The organism is Nocardioides sp., from assembly GCF_004803405.1.
Classification (GTDB): domain Bacteria; phylum Actinomycetota; class Actinomycetes; order Propionibacteriales; family Nocardioidaceae; genus Nocardioides; species Nocardioides vastitatis.
The window spans coordinates 1-1,900 of record NZ_SSXI01000282.1 but is presented as its reverse complement, the minus strand read 5'-3'; the positions used below and the strand labels follow the sequence as shown (position 1 = coordinate 1,900).

2 protein-coding genes are annotated in these 1,900 nt (G+C 73.8%); both read right to left on the bottom strand.

Features of this window, described 5'->3' with window-relative positions; all coding sequences use genetic code 11:
* Positions 1–892 (bottom strand): serine/threonine-protein kinase (locus E7Z54_RS19860; RefSeq protein WP_136436452.1); only part of this gene is annotated, 892 nt, incomplete at its 3' end.
* Between the two features lie 109 nt (positions 893–1,001).
* On the bottom strand, positions 1,002–1,900 hold an 899-nt coding region (locus E7Z54_RS19855; protein WP_136436451.1), incomplete at its 5' end, for a dihydrolipoamide acetyltransferase family protein.

Genomic DNA, 1,900 nt, shown 5'->3' with positions numbered 1-1,900 from the left:
CGGCCACCGCGAGGGACCGCCCGACCCGGGAGGTGCTGGTCGCACGCCGCAGGGACCGGAGGTCGTCGCGCATCGCCGCGGCCGACGGGTAGCGCTCCGCGGGCCGCTTCGCCAGCGCGGTGCGCAGAACGCGATTGAGCTCCCGCTCGTACGGCGTGCCGCCGGCGAGCTGCGGGACCGGCGCCGAGAGATGGGCCTCGACGACGTGGAAGTCGGTCGTGCCTCCGTACGGCGCCCGGCCGGTGATCGTGGCCCACAGCAGGCAGCCGAGGGAGTAGACGTCGCTCAGTGGGCCGGCGGTGCCGCCGGTGTGCAGCTCCGGGGCCATGTAGGTGGGCGTGCCCGCGACTCCACGCTCGACCGTGGCGCTGGGGGCGCCGTTGATCTGCCGGGCGATGCCGAAGTCGGCGAGGTAGGCGGCGACGTCGGTGCCGCGGTTGCGGAGCAGCACGTTGGCGGGCTTGATGTCGCGGTGCACGAGGCCGATCCGGTGCGCCTCCGCCAGCCCGTCGGCGACCTGCGCGATCAGGTCCACGGCGAGCTCGGCGGGTGGGGCGCCGTGGCGCCGCAGCATCGCCCCGAGGTCACCGTCGGGGATCAGCTGGCTGGCGATGTAGAGCTGCCCGTCGGCGTGGCCGTGGGCGAACACCTGCACCACGTGTGGTGAGTCGAGGGAAGCCTGTGCCTGCGCCTCCCGCACGAACCGCGCGCGGAAGGCGGGATCGCCGGCGAGCGGCGTCGCGATCACCTTGAGCGCGACACTCCTGTTCAGCGCGGTGTCGACCGCCTCGTAGACCGTGCCCATCCCGCCCACGCCCAGCTGGCGCACGATCCGGTAGGGGCCGAGCTGCGCGCCCGGCACCGGGGCACCGTGAGGGGGTGGAAGGGACACGGCTCGGTTCTACCCCGCCGGAGCTGGTCGGAACCAACGGCTGTCCCCAGCCGGGCCCAGGCTGGGCCTCGGACCCGGCCGGGGGCAGTGTCAGCGCGACCCGGCGGACTCAGAACAGGAGAGCCGTGGCTGGGTCGCTGACGATCCCGGCGACGTCGGCGAGGAACTGCGAGCCGGTCGCGCCGTCGATGTGGCGGTGGTCGAACGACAGCGACAGCGTCATCACCTGGCGCGGCACGACCTGGTCGTCGACGACCCACGGCTGGGCCTTGATGGCGCCGACGCAGAGGATCGCGGACTCGCCGGGGTTGATGATCGGCGTGCCGCCGTCGACGCCGAACACCCCGACGTTGGTGATCGTGAACGTCCCCCCGCTCAGCGCGGCCGGCTGGGTGCGGCCGTCCCGCGCGGTCGCGGTCAGCGCCTCCAACTCGCGGGCCAGGTCGACCAGCGAGAGGTCGTGCGCGTCCTTGACGTTGGGCACGAGAAGCCCCCGTGGGGTCGCCGCCGCGATGCCGAGGTTGACGTAGTGCTTGACCACGACCTCCTGCGCCGCCTCGTCCCACGTCGAGTTCACCAGCGGGGTACGCCGGAGGGCGAGCAGCGAGGCGCGCGCGATCACGAGCAGCGGACTGACCTTGATCCCGGCGAACTCGCGCCGGGAGCGCAGCCGGTCGACCAGCTCGACCGTGGCGGTCGCGTCGATCGTCGTCCACTCCGTCACGTGAGGAGCGGTGAACGCCGACCCCACCATCGCCGCGGCCATCTGCTTGCGGACGCTCTTGACCGGCTCACGGGTCTCGCGTGTGCCGGGGGCGACCTGCCGGGTCCTCGAGGCATCCGGCAGCCCCGGCGAGGCCAGGTCGGGCCCCCGGTCGGCGCCGGCGGCGGTCAGCACGTCGTCCTTGCTCACGGTCCCCTTGGGCCCGGTGGGCGTCAGCGCGGTCAGGTCGACGCCGAGGTCGCGCGCGAGGCGGCGGACCAAGGGCTTGGCCAGGGCACGCGGCG